The 19884-nt window shown below is 71.4% G+C and carries 25 protein-coding genes; 13 read left to right on the forward strand and 12 right to left on the reverse strand.

Translation table 11 applies throughout. The annotated features are described in order from the left end of the window. Nucleotides 1-115: 115 nt before the first annotated feature. The 3 genes from ACZ5CW_RS32685 to ACZ5CW_RS32695 form a co-directional block, all read right to left on the reverse strand. Nucleotides 116-421: a hypothetical protein gene (locus ACZ5CW_RS32685; protein WP_468607775.1), complete on the reverse strand. Its 306-nt coding sequence runs from the start codon at nucleotides 419-421 to the stop codon at nucleotides 116-118. A gap of 84 nt (nucleotides 422-505) precedes the next feature. Beyond that, a complete protein-coding gene (gene glnII, locus ACZ5CW_RS32690) occupies nucleotides 506-1537 on the reverse strand; it encodes a glutamine synthetase (RefSeq protein ID WP_468607777.1) in 1032 nt (343 codons plus the stop codon). 196 nt (nucleotides 1538-1733) lie between these two features. Continuing rightward, the gene (locus ACZ5CW_RS32695; protein WP_468607779.1) at nucleotides 1734-2207 is read right to left on the reverse strand and encodes a MarR family winged helix-turn-helix transcriptional regulator; all 474 of its coding nucleotides are present in this window, start codon (nucleotides 2205-2207) and stop codon (nucleotides 1734-1736) included. Nucleotides 2208-2276: 69 nt separating this feature from the next. Here ACZ5CW_RS32695 and ACZ5CW_RS32700 point away from each other — a divergent pair, with 69 nt between their 5' ends. Next, nucleotides 2277-3134, forward strand: coding sequence for an alpha/beta fold hydrolase (locus ACZ5CW_RS32700; protein ID WP_468607781.1), 858 nt, complete (start codon nucleotides 2277-2279; stop codon nucleotides 3132-3134). A gap of 3 nt (nucleotides 3135-3137) precedes the next feature. Here the strand turns inward: ACZ5CW_RS32700 and ACZ5CW_RS32705 are convergent, their stop codons facing one another. Together ACZ5CW_RS32705 and ACZ5CW_RS32710 are read right to left on the reverse strand one after the other, a co-directional pair. Next, the gene (locus ACZ5CW_RS32705; RefSeq protein ID WP_468607783.1) at nucleotides 3138-3899 is read right to left on the reverse strand and encodes a hypothetical protein; all 762 of its coding nucleotides are present in this window, start codon (nucleotides 3897-3899) and stop codon (nucleotides 3138-3140) included. Between the two features lie 119 nt (nucleotides 3900-4018). Beyond that, complete coding sequence (locus ACZ5CW_RS32710) at nucleotides 4019-4387, reverse strand: arsenate reductase family protein (RefSeq protein ID WP_468607785.1); 369 nt, start codon at nucleotides 4385-4387, stop codon at nucleotides 4019-4021. Nucleotides 4388-4551: 164 nt separating this feature from the next. On the opposite strand from ACZ5CW_RS32710, the gene ACZ5CW_RS32715 reads away from it, so the two are divergent. After that, the gene (locus ACZ5CW_RS32715; protein ID WP_468607787.1) at nucleotides 4552-4866 is read left to right on the forward strand and encodes a hypothetical protein; all 315 of its coding nucleotides are present in this window, start codon (nucleotides 4552-4554) and stop codon (nucleotides 4864-4866) included. Between the two features lie 49 nt (nucleotides 4867-4915). Here the strand turns inward: ACZ5CW_RS32715 and ACZ5CW_RS32720 are convergent, their stop codons facing one another. Beyond that, on the reverse strand, nucleotides 4916-5674 hold the full coding sequence (locus ACZ5CW_RS32720) for an alpha/beta hydrolase (RefSeq protein WP_468607789.1): 759 nt from the start codon (nucleotides 5672-5674) through the stop codon (nucleotides 4916-4918). 163 nt (nucleotides 5675-5837) lie between these two features. Between ACZ5CW_RS32720 and ACZ5CW_RS32725 the strand changes: the two genes are divergently transcribed. After that, nucleotides 5838-6107: a hypothetical protein gene (locus ACZ5CW_RS32725; protein ID WP_468607791.1), complete on the forward strand. Its 270-nt coding sequence runs from the start codon at nucleotides 5838-5840 to the stop codon at nucleotides 6105-6107. A gap of 16 nt (nucleotides 6108-6123) precedes the next feature. Here ACZ5CW_RS32725 and pspAB read toward each other — a convergent pair whose 3' ends face one another. The 4 genes from pspAB to ACZ5CW_RS32745 all read right to left on the reverse strand — a co-directional run bounded on the left by pspAB (nucleotide 6124) and on the right by ACZ5CW_RS32745 (nucleotide 8767). Next, nucleotides 6124-6708: a PspA-associated protein PspAB gene (pspAB, locus tag ACZ5CW_RS32730; protein ID WP_468607793.1), complete on the reverse strand. Its 585-nt coding sequence runs from the start codon at nucleotides 6706-6708 to the stop codon at nucleotides 6124-6126. A gap of 35 nt (nucleotides 6709-6743) precedes the next feature. Then, on the reverse strand, nucleotides 6744-7673 hold the full coding sequence (gene htpX, locus ACZ5CW_RS32735; protein WP_468607795.1) for a zinc metalloprotease HtpX: 930 nt from the start codon (nucleotides 7671-7673) through the stop codon (nucleotides 6744-6746). Nucleotides 7674-7776: 103 nt separating this feature from the next. After that, nucleotides 7777-8031 (reverse strand): SCO2583/SCO2584 N-terminal domain-containing protein, encoded by a 255-nt coding sequence (locus ACZ5CW_RS32740; protein WP_468607797.1) that lies wholly within the window; start codon nucleotides 8029-8031, stop codon nucleotides 7777-7779. Between the two features lie 145 nt (nucleotides 8032-8176). Beyond that, nucleotides 8177-8767, reverse strand: a complete 591-nt coding sequence (locus ACZ5CW_RS32745; RefSeq protein ID WP_468607800.1) for an isochorismatase family protein — start codon at nucleotides 8765-8767, stop codon at nucleotides 8177-8179. Between the two features lie 85 nt (nucleotides 8768-8852). On the opposite strand from ACZ5CW_RS32745, the gene ACZ5CW_RS32750 reads away from it, so the two are divergent. After that, nucleotides 8853-9842 (forward strand): GlxA family transcriptional regulator, encoded by a 990-nt coding sequence (locus tag ACZ5CW_RS32750; protein WP_468607802.1) that lies wholly within the window; start codon nucleotides 8853-8855, stop codon nucleotides 9840-9842. Between the two features lie 153 nt (nucleotides 9843-9995). Continuing rightward, nucleotides 9996-10430 (forward strand): DUF7144 family membrane protein, encoded by a 435-nt coding sequence (locus tag ACZ5CW_RS32755; protein ID WP_468607804.1) that lies wholly within the window; start codon nucleotides 9996-9998, stop codon nucleotides 10428-10430. 155 nt (nucleotides 10431-10585) lie between these two features. On the opposite strand, the gene glnA is transcribed toward ACZ5CW_RS32755, so the two are convergent. Further along, nucleotides 10586-11995, reverse strand: a complete 1410-nt coding sequence (gene glnA, locus ACZ5CW_RS32760; RefSeq protein WP_468607806.1) for a type I glutamate--ammonia ligase — start codon at nucleotides 11993-11995, stop codon at nucleotides 10586-10588. Between the two features lie 210 nt (nucleotides 11996-12205). Between glnA and ACZ5CW_RS32765 the strand changes: the two genes are divergently transcribed. After that, entirely contained in the window at nucleotides 12206-12676 is a 471-nt protein-coding gene (locus ACZ5CW_RS32765) for an RDD family protein (protein WP_468607808.1), read from the forward strand. 73 nt (nucleotides 12677-12749) lie between these two features. Here the strand turns inward: ACZ5CW_RS32765 and ACZ5CW_RS32770 are convergent, their stop codons facing one another. Further along, a complete protein-coding gene (locus ACZ5CW_RS32770; RefSeq protein ID WP_468607810.1) occupies nucleotides 12750-14396 on the reverse strand; it encodes an FAD-dependent oxidoreductase in 1647 nt (548 codons plus the stop codon). Nucleotides 14397-14597: 201 nt separating this feature from the next. Here ACZ5CW_RS32770 and ACZ5CW_RS32775 point away from each other — a divergent pair, with 201 nt between their 5' ends. The 7 genes from ACZ5CW_RS32775 to ACZ5CW_RS32805 are packed head-to-tail and all read left to right on the forward strand — an operon-like array spanning nucleotide 14598 to nucleotide 19775. Then, nucleotides 14598-15683 carry a SchA/CurD-like domain-containing protein gene (locus ACZ5CW_RS32775; RefSeq protein ID WP_468607812.1) on the forward strand — a complete coding sequence of 362 codons (1086 nt, stop codon included), beginning with the start codon at nucleotides 14598-14600 and terminating at the stop codon, nucleotides 15681-15683. Between the two features lie 35 nt (nucleotides 15684-15718). Continuing rightward, nucleotides 15719-16156: a cupin domain-containing protein gene (locus ACZ5CW_RS32780; protein ID WP_468607814.1), complete on the forward strand. Its 438-nt coding sequence runs from the start codon at nucleotides 15719-15721 to the stop codon at nucleotides 16154-16156. Then, nucleotides 16153-17412: a beta-ketoacyl-[acyl-carrier-protein] synthase family protein gene (locus ACZ5CW_RS32785; protein WP_468607816.1), complete on the forward strand. Its 1260-nt coding sequence runs from the start codon at nucleotides 16153-16155 to the stop codon at nucleotides 17410-17412. Before ACZ5CW_RS32780 ends, ACZ5CW_RS32785 begins: the two co-directional genes overlap by 4 nt. Nucleotides 17413-17419: 7 nt before the next feature. Then, complete coding sequence (locus tag ACZ5CW_RS32790; protein WP_468607818.1) at nucleotides 17420-18664, forward strand: beta-ketoacyl synthase N-terminal-like domain-containing protein; 1245 nt, start codon at nucleotides 17420-17422, stop codon at nucleotides 18662-18664. Nucleotides 18665-18685: 21 nt separating this feature from the next. After that, on the forward strand, nucleotides 18686-18940 hold the full coding sequence (locus tag ACZ5CW_RS32795; protein WP_468607820.1) for an acyl carrier protein: 255 nt from the start codon (nucleotides 18686-18688) through the stop codon (nucleotides 18938-18940). A gap of 1 nt (nucleotide 18941) precedes the next feature. Beyond that, nucleotides 18942-19421 carry an SRPBCC family protein gene (locus tag ACZ5CW_RS32800; protein ID WP_468607822.1) on the forward strand — a complete coding sequence of 160 codons (480 nt, stop codon included), beginning with the start codon at nucleotides 18942-18944 and terminating at the stop codon, nucleotides 19419-19421. A gap of 21 nt (nucleotides 19422-19442) precedes the next feature. Then, nucleotides 19443-19775, forward strand: coding sequence for a TcmI family type II polyketide cyclase (locus tag ACZ5CW_RS32805; RefSeq protein WP_468607824.1), 333 nt, complete (start codon nucleotides 19443-19445; stop codon nucleotides 19773-19775). Nucleotides 19776-19884 lie beyond the last annotated feature (109 nt).

A 19884-nucleotide genomic window follows, 5' to 3' on the forward strand; every position in this document is an offset into this window, starting at 1 on the left:
GAGCGGCGGCAACGGCGGGGCGATGGGCCCGGGTTTGCCGGCCCGTGTCACCCGTCCCGAAGCCGGGTCGGCGAGTTCCGCACCGAGGAGGCCAGCGTGAGCCCCGCGTCGCCGGTCATCCGGTGGTACGCCGGCGCGGCGGCCAGGACACCGGGTCGGCGCCCCGCAGCGCCGACGGCGCCGGCGGCCGGGCCGAGCGCGCCCGGGCCGGCAGTGCCTCGGCCAAGGCCCACAGCGCGGCGGCGCGTTCGGCGGGCGGCCCGGCGCCGTCCGCGATGCCGCCGATCAGCGAGTGCGGTGCCAACCGGTGTCCGGGCCTCTGAAGGGCGAGCCGTTCGCGTGCCTCCGCGTCCTCGGCCTCCACGGCGCGCGGCAGGTCCGGTACTTCGTCGGCCGGTCCGTGGGCGGGGGTGAGCTTCACCCCGGTCGGTCTCCACGACGGCGCACCCTACGCGGCAGGGGCGCCCGCCGTGTCGGCGGGCGCCCCTGGGCGTGGCGGGACGGATCAGACCTGGCCGGCCTTCTCCAGCGCGGTGCAGCAGGTGTCGACCAGCAGACGGGTCACCACGTACGGGTCGACGTTGGCGTTCGGGCGGCGGTCCTCGATGTAGCCCTTGCCGTCCTTCTCGACCTGCCACGGGATGCGGACGGAGGCGCCGCGGTCGGAGACGCCGTAGGAGTACTTGTCCCACGGGGCGGTCTCGTGCAGACCCGTCAGGCGCTCGTCGATGCCGGCGCCGTAGTTCTTGACGTGGTCCAGCGGCTTGGATCCCTCGCCGAGCGACTCGCACGCGGTGACGATCGCGTCGTAGCCCTCACGCATGGCCTTGGTGGAGAAGTTGGTGTGCGCGCCCGCGCCGTTCCAGTCGCCCTTGACCGGCTTGGGGTCCAGGGTCGCGGAGACGCCGAAGTCCTCGGCGGTGCGGTACAGCAGCCAGCGGGCCACCCACAGGTGGTCGGAGACCTCCAGCGGGGAGACCGGGCCGACCTGGAACTCCCACTGGCCGGGCATGACCTCGGCGTTGATGCCGGAGATGGCGAGGCCTGCCTTCAGGCAGTTGTCCAGGTGGGCCTCGACGATCTCGCGTCCGAAGATCTCGTCGGCGCCGACACCGCAGTAGTAGCCGCCCTGCGGGGCCGGGAAGCCGCCCTCGGGGAAGCCCAGCGGGCGGGAGCCGTCGAAGAAGGTGTACTCCTGCTCGATGCCGAAGATCGGCTCCTGCGCGGCGAACCGCTCGGCGACCTCGGCCAGCGCGGCCCGCGTGTTGGACCGGTGCGGGGTCATGTCGATGTCGAGGACCTCGCACAGCACGAGGATGTCGTCACCGCCGCGGATCGGGTCCGGGCAGGTGAAGACCGGCTTGAGCACGCGGTCCGAGGAGTGCCCCTCGGCCTGGTTGGTGGAGGAGCCGTCGAAGCCCCAGATCGGAAGCGACTCGAGACCGGCCGGGGCACCCGTGATGATCTTCGTCTTGGAACGCAGCTTGGCCGTCGGCGCGGTGCCGTCGATCCAGATGTACTCAGCCTTGAAGGTCACGGGGCCACATCCTTCGGGGGTGGGTTAGGTGCACGCGGGGTGCTGCGGCGCTGCGGCACTGGGGCGCCGCTCGATCTGCCGCGCAGCTTGTCAACAGGCGGTTTCCCGTCCGTTGCCCGTATGTGAACCCCGTGTTACCTGGTCATGCTGTGGCGCGGGTCACCTGGTGAGGTCACGCCGGCCCGGGCAGGGCGGCTCACTCCGCCCGCTCCGGCCCGGCCGCGGCCTCCCGCACCCCGTGCAGGAAATCCCGGATCGCGTCCCGCTGGTGGTCGTCGTACCCGCGCAGCAGTTCCACCGAACGCTCGATCAGAGGCCCGAAGAACGTCCAGCCGAGGTCCACGGCGCGGTCCTCCACCTCCACGACGACCTTCCGCCGGTCCCGGGCGCCGCGCACCCGGCGCACCTGCCCGGCCCGCTCCAGCCGGTCGACGAGAGCGGTCGTACCCGCCGAATTGAGCCCGAGCGCGGCCCCGAGCCGCCCCGCGCTCATCTCCTCGCCCGCCCGCCGGGCGTCCATCAGCGCGATCAGGGCGCGCACGTCCGTCGGGTGCATGCCGTGGCGCTGCGCGAAGCGGGCGCTGTGCAGGCCGAGTTCGACGGTGGCGGCCCGCAGCAGATGGACGATCTCCAGCTCGGGCGCCGAGGCGGGGTCGGGCGGGGTGGACATGAAGGCCCTCCGGACTACTATCTCGCTCAGCGAATATCTTGCTGACCGAGATAATAAGGGGGCGCTGCCATGACCGGATACGACCGGGACAGGTTCCGGGTTGCGTACGACAAGGTCATGGCGAAGTGGCCGGGGGACCGGGAGTCGCGCACCGTGCCCACGCCCTTCGGCGAGACCCGCGTCAACGCCTGCGGTCCGCGCGACGCGCCCCCGCTGCTCCTGCTCCCGGGCGGCGGCGGAGCGACCTCCGCCTCCTGGTACGCCCAGGCGGCCGCCCTCTCCCGGCTGCGCCGGGTCTACGCCGTCGACCTGATCGGCGCCCCGGGCCTGAGCGCGCCGGCCGGCGACCGCCACCCCCGTGCGGTCGCCGACCTGGCCGACTGGCTGGACGCCGTCCTGGACGGGCTGGGCGTCACCGCAGCCGACGTGGGCGGACACTCCTACGGCGCCTGGATCGCGCTGCACCACGCCCTGCGCACCCCGGGCCGGGTACGCCGCCTGTTCCTCCTGGACCCGACCCGGTGCTTCGCCGGGTTCGAGGCGGCGTACCTGCGTCACGCCCTGCCGATGCTGCTGCGCCCCACGCCCCGCCGCGTCCGCGCGTTCCTCGCCTGGGAGACCGGCGGTGCGTTCCTGGACCCCGACTGGCTGGAGCTGCAGGAGGCCGCCGCCGGATTCCCGGCCGCGCGGCCGGTGACCGGACCCTGCCCGGCGCCGGACGCGCTGCGCGCCCTGCGGGTGCCGGTCCTGCTGCTCGTGGCCGCGAACAGCAGGACCCATGACCCCACCAGGGTGGTGAGCCGGGCCGGCGCGATGCTGCCGTGCGTGGAGACCGCCGTACTGCCGGATGTCTCGCATCACGCGCTGCCGCAGACGGCACCGCCCGACCTGACCCGCCACCTCATCGATTTCCTGTCCGGTTCCTGAGCCTCACCCCACCTTCTCGATCACCGCACGGCGGATGAGGAACTTGCCCGGCTCCCGGACCTGTTCGAAGGCCGCGTTGTTGAGCAGGACGCAACTGCCGGAGACCGAGGCGACCTTCACCGTCGTGGACTTGTTGTTGTCCAGGTTGGTGACCTTCAGGGTCGTCCCCGCCGGGAACTGGTTGCTGGACGCGGCCGGGGCGCCGCCCTCACCGGAGAGGGTCACCGTGGAGCCCTTGCACACCTGCTGGCCGGAGGCCGCGGCGCCGGCGCCGTCGTCGCCCGCGGCGCCGGCCTGACCGGGCGCGGCGCTCTCCTGGGCGCCCCCGGCCTGCTGGTCCGCGCCCTGCTGACCCGCGCCCTGCTGGTCCGCGCCCTGCTGGTCCGCGCCCTGCTGGCCCGCGCCCTGCTGGTCCGCGCCCTGCGCCGCCTGGGAGCCCTGAGCCGACTCCCCAACGGTGCAACCGGAGGCCTTCTGCTGGACCTCGATCTGCTTGATGACCGCCTCGCGGTTGGCGATCCGGGCCGCCGACTGCGCGTCCGGGTTCGCCTTCTGGTCCGCGATGAACTTGTCGTTGTTGCCATGGGCCGTGGCCAGCCCCTGACAGACGTTCGACTCACCGGCGGACAGCGTCTTCGCCTTCTGCGGACTCTGCGCGGCGTTCGAGGTGGCCGCCAGTGCGAAGGCCCCACCGCCCGCCACCGCCGCGGCGGTGACGAACAGCGCGATCTTCTTCTTCGTGCCGAGAGTTCTCCTGCGCGACATGCGCGCCTCCTGAAGAGGTAGGGGAGCGTACGCCGCTATGTACGAGATGCCGAACGGGGTTACTCAGCGGTTACGGGAGTCGTCGAAGTAACCTCGATCACAGTGGAGTTGAGATCCGTTCAGCTCTTGTTGTGGGAGAGAGCCTCGCGCACGGCGTCCTCGGTGCGGGCCACCAGGGCCGTTCCGTCGTCCGCGGTGATGATCGGGCGCTGGATGAGCCTCGGGTGCTCGGCGAGCGCGGTGATCCACCGGTCCCGTGCGCTCCCGTCCCGCGGCCAGTCCTTGAGCCCCAGCTCCTTGGCGTCCGCTTCCTGGGTGCGGGTGATGTCCCACGGCTCGAGGCCCAGTCGCTCGAGCACGGCCCTGATCTCGTCCTCGCCCGGAACGTCCTCCAGATACCGGCGGACGGTGTACTCGGCCCCCTCGGCGTCGAGCAGGCTGATCGCGCTGCGGCACTTGGAGCAGGCCGGATTGATCCAGATTTCCATGGGTCACACGGTACGCGAAAACCGTCTTCCACCTGCGTCACAGCGGTCTCGAAAGCCCTTGTGGCCAGGGGCTTTTGTCAGTGGTGGGCCGTAGAATAGAAGCAGTGTTCGAGGACATCTCCGGACTCTGCCGATGATGTCCTGACCGCGACAGGAGGATGCCCGTGCCCGCTGCCGCCCTGAAGACGAAGCCGTTGCCGACCCAGTCCACCGCCAGACGTTCCGTGCTGTTCGACTCGCCCTACGAGCCCGTGGCGAAGCGGCCGCTGCCGGCCGGGCGGCCGCGCGAGTGGTACGTCACGCACAACCGGCGCCTGAAGGCCATGCGCCTCGCCATAGCCCTGCTCGACTCCGGGATCCACCTGCCGGACCAGGCCCGGAACGAGACGATCCGCAGCACGGCGGAGGAGATCGGGATGCGTCCGCCGTCCGACACGACGTGCCACATGGTGCGGGCGTTCATGCGCTACAGCCGGTGAGCCCGGCGCCGGGTGCCCCGCGACCACCGGGGCACCCGGCACCCCTCGCTCACCGCACCCCGCGCACAGGGCCGTTCCGCCCGTCCTCCGCGGGGTCGGGTTCCCTCAGCAACGAGGCCACGAACCGCCTCCGGTCCCCGGCGTGGTCACGGAACCACAGGCCCAGCCGGTGCTCGGCATCGGGAAGCGCGAGGCGGGTGTACTCGGCGCGGGCCGACAGCGCGTCCTGCACGGCCCGCGTCACGGCCGGCGGGATGACCGCGTCCGTGCCCGGCACCGCCAGCACCGCCCGGCCCTCGTACGCCGCGTAGACGTCCAACGCGGGGGAGCCGCGCCAGCTGTCCGGGGTGCGGATGATCGCGCTGAACCGGCCCCGGCCGTCACCGAAGGGCACGTCCCAGGCCTCGGGGGCGTAGACGGCGGGCGCGCACAGCCCGACCGCCGCCACCCGGCGCCCGTAGCGCCGTACGAGGTCGGCGACCGTCTGGCCGCTCATGCTGAACCCGACCAGCACCAGCGGGTCGCCCGCCGGGGCATGGGCGTCCAGCACCGCCACCGCCTGCTCGAACCGCCGCTTCAGACTCGACTGCGCCAGCGCGCCGCTGCTGCCGCCGTGCCCCGAGAAGTCGAACGCCAGGGCGTGGCAGCCCTGCCCGGCGAACTCCTCGAGCAGCGGCAGGAGCCGTTCCTTGCAGCCGTTGCCCGCGCCGTGCAGCAGGAGCACGGTGGCCCGGCCCGGCGAGCCGGCGACGGCTCCGCTGAGGCGCTCGCCGTCGTAGTCGTAGGTGAAAGGGGAGAGTTCGGCCATGCGCGCCATTCACTCACGGCCGGCCCGCGCCCCGAAAACGGGATGCGGCCGCGGGTGCGGCCTCCCTACGCTGTACAAACGGCGCGAAGCCGACACACTCCACCCCCGTCACCCGCACACCACACCCCTGCCCGTTGCCCCACTCACCCCACGGAGGTCCGACATGCGTGGCATCGTCGCTACCGGGACCGTCGTCCTGGTGATTCTCGGATGCGGAAACCACCTCTGGTGGCTCGTCGCCGTCGCGCTGCTCTGCCTGTACGCGACGCACGGGCGTGGCTCGCCCGGCGCGCCACCCCCGCCCGCCGGTGCGGGCGCCGCCCCCGACAGCTACCGGGCCTACCGCGAGCGCCGGGACCGGCAGGCCCGGTGGGAGCGCCGCTACCGGCGGGAGCGCCCCTTCGAGGCCCGGCGCCAGGAGCGGCCGAAGTGAGCCAGGTCGTCCCCGGTCACAGGCCGGGGGCGCCCCACACCGGGAACCAGCGGCCCAGGTCCTGCTCGATCCGCAGATCGTTCCCGAGCGCCGCCTTCACCCGCAGCTCCAGCGCGTTGTCCCGCCGCTCGGCGGCACCGGGCAGCGGAGCGAACGGGTAGAAGGCGCCCCGCTTGTAGAGGTAGACGAGCGCCAGCGGCCGTCCGGCGTCGTCCGCGAACGCGGCCAGCGAGCACAGCAGCTGGGGGCCGAAACCGTTGATCTCCATCGAGCTGTTCACCGCGTGCAGGTCGTTGACCAGTTGCGGCAGCTGGTCGGGGGCCCGCCGGGACACCAGCCACGAGTAGCCGTAGTCGTCCTCGCGCAGCTCCACCGGCGGGCCGGTGCGGTCGGCGTCCGCGTCGAGCAGCGCCTGGACCTCCCGGTGGGTCTGCTCGAAGGCCGCGCCCTCCACCGTGGCGAAGCACACCGCCCCGCACCCGGTCGGGGTGAAACCGGCCGCCGCCTGCAGGGTGACGGCCGCCGAGGGCAACGCGAACAGCTGGTCGAGGTCGGGCGCGACCGGCTTCGTACGCCCCAGCAGGATGTCCAGCAGCCCCAACGCTCAGCCCGCCTTCCGCAGCGCCATGTCCTTCTTCAGCGTTCCCCGGCCGGCCGTCCGCCGGCGGCGGCCTCGCCCAGCTCCGCGGAGATCCGCCCCAGTTGGTCCAGCCGCTGCTCCAGGGACGGGTGGGTGGAGAAGAACCGCTCGATGCCGGGCTCCTTGCCGGTCGCCGGGGTGAAGTAGAACGCGTTGAACGCCTGGGCCGTGCGAAGGTCCTTGGTCGGGATCCGGGCGATGTCCCCGGACACCTTGGTGAGCGCCGACGCCAGCGCCGAGGGCCGGCCGGTCAGATGCGCGGCGGCCCGGTCGGCCGCCAGCTCCCGGTACCGGGACAGCGCCCGGATCAGCAGGAAGCTGATCGCGTACACGGCCGCGGAGACGCCGATCACGGCGGCGAAGACCACGGCGGCGTTCTGGTCCCTGCGGCCCCCGCCGAGGAGCTGCGAGTAGAAGGCGAACCGCACGATCAGCCCCGCGATCACCCCGAGGAAGGACGCGATCGTGATGACCGCGACGTCCTTGTGCGCCACGTGCGACAGCTCGTGCGCGAGCACGCCCTCCAGCTCGGCCGGCTCCAGCCGCCGCAGGAGCCCCGTGGTCACGCAGACCACCGCATGATCGGGATTGCGTCCGGTCGCGAACGCGTTCGGCATGTCCATCTCCGACAGGGCGACCACCGGCTTCGGCATGTCCGCGAGCGCGCACAGCCGGTCGACCACCGCGTGCAGCTCGGGAGACTCCTCCCGCTCCACCACCCGCCCGCGCATCGCGAACATGGCGATCCGGTCGGAGAACCAGAACTGCGCCACGAACATCGCCCCGACCAGGACGACGACCAGCAGCCAGGACTTCAGCAGCACGATCAGCGCGCCGACGAATCCCACGTACAGCAACCCGAGCAGGAACAGCGTGAGACCCATGCGCACGGTCAGCCGCCGATCGCTCCGGAAGCGGCTCTGCATCTTGCATCACCCCGCAGTCAGGCACTCGTCCCGCTGTCCAGTGTGCACCTGCCGGATGCCATGAGAAGGTCGCGATCGGCCCTAGGAGCAGCAAAGCCTCCCGCTAGGAGGAGCGCAGCTGGACGTACCCGATCAGGATCATCACCACGGCCACGCAGCCGATCACCATGGCCGTCGACGCCCAGGACGACCGGCGCCGTGCCACCGGGTCCGGGTCGGCGCGGAACGGTGCCGGGTCCGGTGGGCTCTCCCGCCAGCGGGCGGCGAGCATCCGGGCCCGGGCAGAGGGCTCCTTGTGCTCGGCCGAGTTCGCCCAGGCATGATCGAACTCGCCCTTCCAGTCGTCCTGTTCCGCCATCCCCGTTCAACCTCTCTCGTCCGACAGAGTCAGGAGGCATGATCCCCCGACAATAGGAAGGCTGGGAAGCGGGAAAGGTTGCACGCCGATCGCCGGCGGCCGCGGGGCCGCCCTTCGGGCGGCGACGGGGATGTGACGCCAGGCCCTAGCCCAGCGCCGCGGCGGTGGGGACGACGACGCCGTACAGGTCCTCGATCGTCGCGAGCGCGCTGTGGTGGACCTGCTCGGCGGACACCTCGGCGACGGCCGTCCGCAGCGGCCGGGTGGCGCTGGCGTCGGCGACCACGGTGGGCCGGTTGCCGCGCAGGAAGGCGCCCTGGGTGGTGAAGGCCACGCACATGTGGGTCATGAAACCGGCGATGATCACGTCCTGGTGCCCGGCGGCGTCCACACGGTCGGCCAGATCGGTGTCGAGGAACGCGTTCGGCACCTGCTTCACGACCACGGCCTCGCCCTCGACGGGAGCGACCTTCGGGTGGATCCGGCCGATCTCGGCGCGGATGTCGTACGGCGTGCCCGCGCCGCCGTCGTTGACGACGTGGATGACCGTCGTGCCCGCGGCCCGGGCCCGGGCCAGCAGCTCGGCGCCGGCGTCGAGCGCGGCCTGCCAGCCCGCCAGCTCCATCACGCCCCGGGTGTAGGTGTTCTGGTAGTCGATCAGGATCAGCGTCGAGTCCGCGAGCGAGGCCGGGGTCTGATCAAAGCCGTTGAGTTCACGCAGAGTTGTCGTTCCCATGGCCGCAACGCTATGAGCGCTCTCCCTATGGCGGCAATGTCGTGTAACTTGCAGATTCGGACATCCAAGGGGGACGGGAGCCCTGGTGAGCGGGATCGAACGGTTCATCGTCGTGCTTCTCTTCGATGGGGTCGACCTGCTCGACGTCACCGGCCCGCCCGAGGTGTTCGCGCTGCTGCGCCGGGAGACGGACGACGCCGCCGGCTGCCACGTCGTCCTGGCCGCCGAGACCCTGGACCCCGTCACCACCTCGGCCGGGGTGCGGATCCTGCCCGACCTCACCTTCGCCCAGGCCGTGGCGCGCGCCATCGACACCCTGCTGGTCCCCGGCGCGGTCGAGGTCGACGACCGGCGCCGGGTCCACGCCCTCACCGACGCCGGCGTGGTCGAGTGGGTGAAGATCCTCGCCGGCCGGGCCCGGCGCGTGGCGTCCGTCTGCGTGGGGGCGCATCTGCTCGCCGCCGCCGGACTGCTCGACGGCAAGCGCGCCACCACCCACTGGTCGACCGCGCAGCAGCTGGCCGCCGACCACCCCTCGGTCGAGGTCGACGCCGACCCCATCTTCATCCGCGACGGCACGGTGTGGACCGGCGCGGGCATCACCGCCTGCCTGGACCTCTCCCTGGCCCTCGTCGCCGAGGACTTCGGCGAGGCCGTCGCGCTGCGCGTCGCCCGGCAGCTCGTCATGTACCTGAAGCGGCCGAGTGGCCAGAGCCAGTTCAGCGTGCCCATCGAGCCCGTCTCGACCACCCGGCGCATGGACGAGCTGCGCCGCCATGTCACGCGGAACGTCACCGCACCGCTCACGGTCGCCGATCTGGCCGCCTTCGCCCATGTCGGCGAGCGCCAGCTGACCCGGCTGTTCAAGACGGAACTCGGGACGACCCCCGCCTCCTACGTCGAGTCGGCCCGCGTCGAGGCGGCTCGCAACCGGCTGGAGTCCACCGACGACACCCTGGACCGGGTGGCGACCGCCTGCGGCTTCCACACGGTCGACACCCTCATCCGCGCCTTCCGCCGCAAGCTCGGCACGACACCCACGGAGTACCGCAGCCGGTTCCGGCACACCCGCTGAGCCACGACCCGGGCCCCTTTCCGCGGGACGGCGACTCGGGCGCCACGGCGTCGGAATGCCGACGGAGTGCCGTCGTGCCACGCTGAGATCAGGGATCGAGTCAGTCCAGGAGGCCCGGCTGACCGGATGGCTCTGCGACCCGAGGAGGCCGACATGGCGCGTGACGCCCCCCAACCCGAATGGGCCAACTCCGCCCCGCGCCCCTGGCATGGGCCCACGTCCGGTACCACCGTATTCGCCGCAGCACTGATGATCTTCGGCGGGGCAATGGCGATCTTCGAGGGAATCGCTGCCGTCGCTGAGGACGACCTGTTCCTCGCGACACGTCACTACGTGTTCGATTTCAGCCTGGCGGGCTGGGGCTGGGTCCACCTCATTCTGGGAATCGTCGTCGTCATCGCAGGCTGTGCCGTGCTCACCGGAGCGCTGTGGGCACGCTTCTTCGGTGTGCTCGTGGCCGGCCTGGGCGCGCTCGCCAACTTTCTGTGGGTGCCGTACTACCCCCTATGGGCCCTGGCACTGGTCGCCATCAACATCTTCATCGTCTGGGCCCTGTGCATGGGCATGCACAGGGAGGCCCACGACTGACCCGAACACGCCCACCGGCCGCGACCTTCCCCGTGTCCACGCCGCTGAGGCCGCGAGCCGAAAAGCCGTCGGCCGGCTCTCCCGCGCTGGGAGAGCCGGCCGACGGCCCACAGACGGCCCAGGGGAGCGGTTACCCGCTCTGACCTGGGGCGATATCACACGTCGAAGTACAGCTCGAACTCGTGCGGGTGCGGACGCAGCTGCAGCGGCGCGATCTCGTTGGTGCGCTTGAAGTCGATCCACGTCTCGATCAGGTCGGACGTGAAGACGTCGCCCTGGAGGAGGAACTCGTGGTCGGCCTCGAGCGAGTCGAGAACGGCGTTCAGCGAGGTCGGGACCTGGGCCACGTTCGCGTGCTCCTCGGGAGCCAGCTCGTAGAGGTCCTTGTCGATCGGCTCGGCCGGCTCGATCTTGTTCTTGATGCCGTCCAGACCCGCGAGGAGCAGGGCGGAGAAGGCCAGGTACGGGTTGCCGGAGGAGTCCGGGGCGCGGAACTCGACGCGCTTGGCCTTCGGGTTCGAGCCGGTGATCGGGATGCGCATCGCGGCGGAGCGGTTGCGCTGCGAGTACACCAGGTTGATCGGCGCCTCGAAGCCCGGCACCAGGCGGTGGTACGAGTTCACCGTCGGGTTGGTGAAGGCCAGCAGCGACGGGGCGTGCTTGAGGATGCCGCCGATGTAGTAGCGGGCGGTGTCCGACAGGCCCGCGTAACCGGCCTCGTCGTAGAACAGCGGGTCGCCGTTGCTCCACAGCGACTGGTGCACGTGCATGCCCGAGCCGTTGTCACCGAAGATCGGCTTCGGCATGAAGGTCGCGGTCTTGCCGTTGCGCCAGGCCACGTTCTTCACGATGTACTTGAAGAGCTGCAGGTCGTCGGCGGCGGCGAGCAGCGTGTTGAACTTGTAGTTGATCTCCGCCTGGCCGGCGGTGCCCACCTCGTGGTGCTGGCGCTCGACCTTCAGGCCCTGCTTGTCCAGCTCCAGGGAGATCTCGGCGCGCAGGTCGGCGAAGTGGTCGACCGGCGGGACCGGGAAGTAGCCGCCCTTGTAGCGGACCTTGTACCCACGGTTGTTCTCCAGGGCGCCGGTGTTCCAGGCACCCGCCTCGGAGTCGATGTGGTAGAAGGACTCGTTCGCGCCCGTCGAGAAGCGGACCGAGTCGAAGACGTAGAACTCGGCCTCAGGACCGAAGTACGCGGTGTCGGCGATACCGGTCGACGCCAGGTACGCCTCCGCCTTCTTCGCCACGTTGCGCGGGTCACGGGAGTACTGCTCGCCCGTGATCGGGTCGTGGATGAAGAAGTTGATGTTGAGCGTCTTGTCCCGGCGGAACGGGTCGATGCGCGCGGTGGACAGGTCGGGGCGCAGGGCCATGTCCGACTCGTGGATGGCCTGGAAACCGCGGATCGACGACCCGTCGAAGGCCTGCTCGTCGTCGGGGTCGAACGCCTCGGCGGGCAACGTGAAGTGCTGCATGACGCCCGGCAGGTCGCAGAAACGGACGTCGACGAACTTGACGTCCTCGTCCGCGATGTACTTCTTGGCCTCGTCGGCGTTCTGGAACATCCAGCTCCTCCTACTCCCGACCGTCCTCGCCGGGGTGGTAGATCGTTCGTGCGGCCAGTGCGGTGGCACACGCTGGTCTCGACCCTAGGGACGGGTGATTTCTCGGGCGTGACCCGATTGTTTCGCAGAAGTTAACCGGCCACGTGTCCACCGTAGCTCCCGCACACCCCTCCGTGTACTGCCCGGAACCGGGCACAGTACCGTGGACGGGTGGACAACAGGCAGGCAATCGGATCGTGGCTCTCCGGGCCGCGCGCGGCCCTGGAAGAGGCCGGTGCCGACTTCGGGTACCGGGGCGAGCAGCTGGGTCTCCCGGAGCAGGGGCCGAACTCGATCGCACGGCCCGGGCGGCGGCTCGGCGCTCTGGTCGTGGACTGGGCCCTGAGTCTCCTGATCGCATACGGCCTGGTCACGAACGGCTATCAGGTGCCCGCGACGAGTAACTGGGCGCTCGGCGTCTTCTTCGTCATGAGCGCGCTGACCGTCGGCACCATCGGCTTCACCCCGGGCAAGCGGCTCTTCGGCATCCGGGTCCTGTCCCTGGAGACCGGCACCGTCAACCCGCTGCGTTCCCTGCTGCGCACGGTCCTGCTGTGCCTCGCCATCCCCGCCCTGATCTGGGACCGGGACGGCCGCGGCCTGCACGACCGGCTCGCGAGGACGGTCGAGGTACGGATCTGACGCACGGCCCGAAGGCCACCCCACCGGCCGGTGCGGGTGGCCTTCGCCGTGTCACGGGGCCGTGAACGGGGCCTCACCGCGTCCGCAGGACCTCCGCCAGCACCTTCCGCAGCTCGGCCTCCGGATCACCGACGGCGCCCGCGGAGCGCCAGGCCACGAACCCGTCCGGCCGCACCAGCACCGCCCCGTCGTCCGCTGTGCCGTGGACCGCCGCCCAGTCGTCGCCCTCCGTGTCGTATACCAGATCGGCATCCGCCGCCGCGCCGATCCGGTAGGCCTCCAGTGGTACGCCGTCCGTGTCGGCCAGGCGGCGGGCGGCGGCGTGCCAGGCGGTGCCCGCGCTCGACCCGGCGCCGCTGAGCAGGACCAGTGACCGCTCGTAGAGATCGAGCGTGGAGAGCCGTTCTCCCGCGCGGCGCAGCCACAGGTGCGGGGCCCGGGAGCCCGGCTCCCCGGTCAGGCGCATCCCGTCGGGCACGACCGGCTGGGACGGGTCGGCGCCCAGGACGGCGCCCTCCGGGTAGCGGTAGCCGAGGACGACGTTGAGGATGCCGCCGCGCTTGCCGCCGCCGATGCCGGGGGCCGGGGCGAAACCGGGATGGCTGTGCTCCACGGAGCGGGCCGAGGCACGGGCGCTGGTGGCCAGGGCGACGGGCCGGCGCTCGGTGTCATAGGTCTCCAGCAGTCCGGGTCCGGCCCAGCCGCCCAGGACTGCGGCCAGCTTCCAGGCGAGGTTGTGGGCGTCCTGGATGCCGGTGTTGGAGCCGAACGCGCCCGTCGGGGACATCTCGTGCGCGGAGTCGCCGGCGAGGAAGACCCGGTCGGCCGCGTACCGTTCGGCGACGCGTTCGGCGGCGCGCCAGGACGCCTTCCCGGTGATCTCGACGTCCAGGTCGGGTGCGCCGACCGCATGACGGATGTGCCGCTGGAGCCGTTCCTCGGTGAACTCCTCCAGCGTCTCGCCGTGTTCCGGGTGCCAGGGGGCGTGGAAGACCCAGTTCTCCTTGTTGTCGACGGGCAGCAGCGCCCCGTCGGCCCCGGGGTCGGTGAGGTAGCAGCAGATGAAGCGCCGGTCGCCGACGACGTCGGCGAGCAGCTTGGACCGGAAGGTGACGCTCACGTTGGCGAAGAGGTCGCCCGGCCCGCTGTGCCCGATGCCGAGCCGGCCCCGGACGGGGCTGCGCGGGCCGTCGGCCGCGACCAGGTAGTCCGCGCGCACCGTGTAGAGCCGGTCGCTGTCGCGGTCCCGGACGTACCCCGTCACTCCTTCGGGGTCCTGTTCGAAGGATTCCAGCTCGTGGAAGTACCTGAGGTCGCCGCCGAGGGCGCGGGCCCCCTTCAGGAGGACCGGTTCCAGGTCGTTCTGGCTGCACAGGCACCATCCCGTGGGGCTGAACCTGGCGAGGCCGCCGCCCGGGTCGATCTCCTTGAACAGCCACTCGCCGGCGTCGCCGACCAGGGTCGGGGTCTGCAGGATGCCGTGGTTGTCGGCGAGGAGCGAGGCCGCCGTCTTGATGTCCGGCTCGACGCCGGCCACCCGGAACAGCTCCATCGTCCGCACGTTGTTGCCGCGGCCGCGTGGGTGGATCGAGGTCCCGGAGTGCCGCTCGACGAGCATGTGCCGTACGCCGAGACGGCCCAGGAACAGGGAGAGGGACAGGCCCACCAGAGAGCCGCCCACGATGAGGACGGGCACCTGGTGATCGGCTTTCTGCTGCATCAAGGACTCCTGAGGCAGGGGTGGGGGTGCGGGGTGTGTCGGAGTTTCCATGCCCTCTGGGAGGGCTTCCGCGTGCTCAATCACCCGCGTGGTTCACGCGAGTCGCGCGCATCGGGGGACCGGCACAGGATCAAAAGGCGCTGACGTCGCGTCACGGCGGCCGGCGTTCGCCTCTGCCCCCCTGAAGGAGATGTGCGCAGCATGACCACCACGTCGGAAAAGTTTTCGCAGCAGTTGACGCGTCAGGTGTCGAAGCGGGTCTCCCAGTCCGTGTTCGACGGTTCCCGCCTCCGGGTCGTCCTTCTGGTGGACGTGTACGACGGCGCCCAGCAGCAGTTCCTGGAGGCCTACGAGGAAATGGGCAAACAGGTCTCGACCGTTCCCGGGCACGTCAGCGACCAGCTGTGCCAGTCGATCGAGAATCCGTCCCAATGGCTCATCACCAGTGAGTGGGAGAGCGCCCCGCCGTTTCTCGCCTGGGTGAACAGCGAGGAGCACGTGCGGATGGTGCAGCCGATGCACAGCTGCATCCGCGACACCAGGTCGCTGCGCTTCCACATCGTCCGCGAGACCGGTGGCGAGGCGGCCGGCGCGGCGGACACGCAGCGCCGGCTCCAGTCGTCCCCGCGCATCGGCGACGGCGTGATCCGGCACGCGCTCACCTTCACCGTCAAGCCGGGCAGCGAGAAGAAGGTCGCTCAGATCCTGGCGAACTACGCCTCGCCCGAGGCGCGGGTCGACGACACCACCCGCCTGTGCCGCACCTCCCTGTTCATGCACGGCAACCGGGTCGTGCGGGCCATCGAGGTGCGCGGCGACCTGCTCGCGGCGCTGCGGCACGTGGCCCGGCAGCCCGAGGTGCGGGCCGTCGAGGAGGCCATCAACCCGTACCTGGAGCAGGACCGGGACCTCAACGACCAGGAGTCCGCACGGGTGTTCTTCACCCGGGCGGCGCTGCCCGCCGTGCACCACGTCACCGCGGACGAGCTGCCCGAGGGCGAGCGGTACGCGCTGTACTACCCGGCCCGGCCGGGCCGCGGGATGGAGCTGGCCGAACTGCTCGCCCGGCAGGACGAGGCGGCGGTGGAGGACCCGGCCGGCCCGGTCCTGGGCAGCACGATCTTCCAGCGGGACGACGTCGTCGTACGGCTGGTCGACGTCCGCCCCGGCCTGGGCGCCGACCCCGCTCTGCCGAAGTCCGCGGCCCAGGCCCCGCTGAACGCCCTGCTGGACGGCGAAGCCGTCGGCATGGAACTCATCACCGACCGTCGCTCGCCGGACGCCTGACCCCGTCAGGCGCAGCACACCCACGGAGGAACGTCGTGATCAAACCCCTTCCGAAGATCGTGGACCTCAGCGAGGTCGAGCCCAACACCCGGCGCGGCGGCGACCTGCGCGCCATGCTCACCCCGGCCACGGTGGGTTCCACCAGCGGATTCATGGGCGTGGCCATCATCGGCCCGGGCGACCGCATCGGCGAGCACTACCACCCGCACTCCGAGGAGTTCGTGTACGTCGTGTGCGGGCAGCTGGAGGTGGACCTGGACGGCGAGCCGCACCCGCTCCGGCCGGAGCAGGGGCTGATGATCCCCATCAACATGCGGCACCGGTTCCGCAACGTGGGCAACGTGGAGGCGCGCATCGTCTTCCACCTCGGCCCGCTCGCCCCGCGCCCGAACCTGGGCCACGTCGACACGGAGGAGACGGAGCCCGCCGCCGTCGCCGCCGAGCCGGCCGGCCGGGGGCAGGTCCGTTCATGAACCGGCGCGTGGCGGTCACCGGCATAGGCATCGTGGCTCCGGGCGGGATCGGCGTACCGGCGTTCTGGAATCTGCTGGCCGAAGGCCGTACCGCGACGCGGGGCATCACCTTCTTCGACCCGGCCGGGCTGCGGTCGCGGATCGCGGCCGAGTGCGACTTCGATCCCGCCGCGCACGGCCTGGACGCCGAACAGGTGGAGCGGGCGGACCGGTACATACAGTTCGCCCTGGCCGCCGGCGACGAGGCGGTGCGGGACTCCGGTCTCGAGCTGGGCCGGGAGGACCCCTGGCGGGTCGGGGTCTCCCTGGGCACCGCCGTCGGCGGCACCACCCGGCTGGAGCACGACTACGTCCTGGTCAGCCATCGCGGTCAGCGCTGGGACGTCGACCACACCGAGGCGGAGCCGCAGCTGCACCGGGCGTTCTCGCCGAGCACCGTGGCCTCCGCGGTGGCGGAACGTTTCGGCGCCCAGGGTCCCGTGCAGACCGTCTCCACCGGCTGCACCTCCGGCCTGGACGCCGTCGGGTACGCCTTCCACACCGTCCAGGAGGGCCGGGCCGACATATGCATCGCGGGCGCCTCGGACTCCCCGATCTCCCCGATCACCATGGCCTGCTTCGACGCGATCAAGGCCACGTCCCCGAACAACGACGACCCCGCGCACGCCTCCCGGCCCTTCGACAACAACCGTGACGGTTTCGTCATGGGCGAGGGCGGTGCGGTGCTCGTCCTGGAGGAGCTGGAGCACGCCCGTGCCCGCGGTGCCCACGTGTACTGCGAGTTCGGCGGCTACGCCACCTTCGGCAACGCCTACCACATGACCGGTCTGACCAAGGAGGGCCTGGAGATGGCGCGAGCCATATCGACCGCCCTCGACCAGGCGCGGCTCGACCCGACGGCGATCGACTACGTCAACGCGCACGGCTCCGGCACCCGGCAGAACGACCGCCACGAGACGGCGGCCGTGAAGCGTGCGCTGGGCCACCACGCCTACGACACCCCGATGAGTTCCATCAAATCCATGGTGGGGCACTCCCTCGGGGCGATCGGCGCCATCGAGCTGGTCGCCTGCGTGCTGGCTCTCGCCAAGCAGGTCGTACCGCCGACCGCCAACTACGAGATCCCCGACCCCGAGTGCGACCTGGACTACGTCCCGCGCGTCGCCCGCGAACGGAAGCTGAACAGCGTGCTGTCCGTGGGCAGCGGGTTCGGTGGCTTCCAGTCCGCGGTGATCCTGACCCGGCCGAGGGAGTGAGGACACGATGAGCGAACCCCAGGACCGGCGTGCGGCCGTCACCGGCATCGGTGTGGTCGCGCCCAACGGCACCAGCACCGACACCTTCTGGAAGGCCACCCAGGAGGGCCTCAGCGTCCTCGACCGGGTCACCCGTGAGGGCTGCGAGGACCTTCCCCTCAGGGTGGCCGGTGAGGTGCGCGCCTTCGACCCGGCCGCGACGATCGAGGAGCGCTTCCTCGTCCAGACCGACCGGTTCACGCACTACGCCATGGCCGCGGCCGACTTCGCGCTGGACGACGCCGGGCTCGGGCAGGCCGACACCGCCGACGCGCCGTACTCCATCGGCGTGGTGACCGCCGCCGGGTCCGGCGGCGGCGAGTTCGGCCAGCGCGAACTGCAGCGACTGTGGGGTAAGGGCAGCCGGTTCGTGGGCCCCTACCAGTCCATCGCCTGGTTCTACGCGGCGAGCACCGGCCAGGTCTCCATCCGCCGCGGCTTCAAGGGACCCTGCTCCGTCGTCGCCTCCGACGAGGCCGGCGGCCTGGACGCCCTCGCGCACGCGGCACGGGCGGTCGGGCGCGGCACCGACGTGATCGTGGCCGGCTCCACCGAGGCGCCGCTCGCGCCGTACTCGATGGTCTGCCAGCTCGGCTACGAGGAACTGAGCCGTGAGGCGGATCCGTCCCGGGCGTACCGCCCGTTCACGGCCGCGGCGTGCGGGTTCGTACCCGCCGAGGGCGGCGCGATGCTCGTGGTCGAGGCGGCGTGCGCCGCCCGGGAACGCGGCGCCGAGATCCGGGCGGTCGTCGCGGGCCACGCGGCGACCTTCACCGGTGCCTCCCGCTGGGCGGCGACCCGGGAGGGCCTCGCCCAGGCCATCCGGCAGGCCCTCAAGGAGGCCGACTGCGCCCCCGAGGAGGTCGACGTGGTCTTCGCCGACGCCCTCGGGGTGCCGGAGGCGGACCGGGCCGAGGCGCTGGCGCTCGCCGACGCCCTCGGCGGCCACGGCACCCGGGTGCCGGTCACGGCACCGAAGACCGGGACCGGCCGGGGGTACTGCGCGGCCCCCGTGCTGGACACCGCGGCGGCCGTGCTCGCGATGGAGCACGGCCTGATCCCGCCGACGCCGAACGTCTTCGACGTCTGCCACGACCTCGACCTCGTGACCGGCCGCGCCCGGGTCGCCGAACTGCGGACGGCGCTGGTCCTCAGCCGAGGACTCATGGGGTCGAACTCGGCGCTGGTGCTGCGGCACGGCGCCGCGCAGTGAGTACAGCAAAGGAGGAAGGCAATGCCCCAGATCACCGTGGAAGAACTCGCCCTGCTGATGAAGAAGGCTGCCGGGGTCACCGTCAGCCCGCAGCAGCTCCAGGAGAAGCCGGAGACGGGCTTCGACGTCCTCGGCGTCGACTCGCTGGGCCTGCTCGGCATCGTCGGCGAGCTGGAGAACGCGCACGGCACCCCGATGCCGGTCGACGCGGAGCGCTGCAAGACGCCCCAGCAGTTCCTCAACCTCGTCAACACCACCCTGATGGCAGGAGCCTGAGATGGCAGGACACACCCAGAACGAGATCGTCATCGCCGCCCCGCTGGACCTGGTCTGGGACATGACCAACGACCTGGAGCGATGGCCGCAGCTGTTCAGCGAGTACGCGTCCGTGGAGGTCCTCGAGAAGGTGGGCAACAGAACGAAGTTCCGGCTGACCATGCACCCGGACGACAACGGCACGGTGTGGAGCTGGGTCTCCGAGCGCGAGCCGCACCGCGACAGCCTCACCGTCAAGGCCCGCCGGGTCGAGACCGGGCCCTTCGCCCACATGGACATCCACTGGCGGTACGAGGAGGTCCCCGCCGGCACCCGGATGGTCTGGACGCAGGACTTCGCGATGAAGCCGGACGCGCCCGTCGACGACGCCTGGATGACCGACAACATCAACAGGAACTCCAAGGTCCAGATGGCCCTGATCCGGGACAAGATCGAGAAGGCGGCCGCCGGTCAGCGGCCCGCGCCGGCCCTGGCCGACTGAGCCGGACGACAGGAGAAGACCGTGCACCAGGCCCTGATCGTCGCCCGTATGGCCCCGGGTTCCGCCCCCGACATCGCGAAGGTGTTCGCGGAGTCCGACCGGGGAGAGCTGCCGCACCTCGTCGGTGTCGTCCGGCGCAGCCTCTTCCAGTTCGGCGATGTGTACATGCACCTCATCGAGTCCGAGCGCGAACCGGGACCGGCGATCGCCAAGGTCACGTCGCACCCGGAGTTCAAGGGGGTCAGCGAGCGTCTCTCGGCGTACGTCAGCGCGTACGACCCTCAGACCTGGCGGTCCCCGAAGGACGCCATGGCGCAGCGCTTCTACCTCTGGGAGCGCGACGCCGGCGCCTGAACCCCGTCCGGCCACCGGGGGGGGGGGGGGGGGGGGGGGGGGGGGGGGGGGGGGGGGGGGGGGGGGGGGGGGGGGGGGGGGGGGGGGGGGGGGGGGGGGGGGGGGGGGG

The sequence above is a fragment of the Streptomyces sp. NPDC031379 genome (assembly GCF_055569615.1).